The sequence below is a fragment of the Salinimicrobium oceani genome (assembly GCF_012037645.1).
In genome coordinates, this window is sequence record NZ_JAAVJR010000921.1 from 1 (window position 1) to 390 (window position 390).

Annotated in this window: 1 protein-coding gene; it reads left to right on the top strand. The window is 34.1% G+C overall.

Translation table 11 applies throughout. The annotated features are described in order from the left end of the window. Window positions 1–235: 235 nt before the first annotated feature. Window positions 236–390: glycosyltransferase (locus HC175_RS20070; RefSeq protein WP_168139839.1), on the top strand; the 155-nt coding region annotated here is incomplete at its 3' end.

The following is a 390-nucleotide window of genomic DNA, read 5'->3' on the forward strand; positions in this document are numbered from 1 at the left end:
CAGGGGCAGTCTTTCTATTGACACTGACAGTAAAGAATCAGTATTTGGAAATTGCTTTAGGTGGAATGACCGGTTTGGGCGTATTCTGGTTAATGAGCTATTTCTTAAAAATGGATGAGTTGAAAGAAATTGAAGGCTTGTTTAAAAATTTATTAAAAAGAAAACTTTAGAAGGATTGTGGCCGTATATTTCGATGGCTGTTTTAAAGAATCTATCTTTGCTTAAAATAAAAAGAATGGATGAGAGGTTGAATTCGGAGGTACTTGTTTCGGTTGTTGTAGTGACCTATAACAGTAGTGAATTTATTATAGATACCTTGGAGAGTATAAAAAATCAAACCTATCCAAATATCGAGTTAATAATTTCCGACGACTGTTCAGGTGATGACAC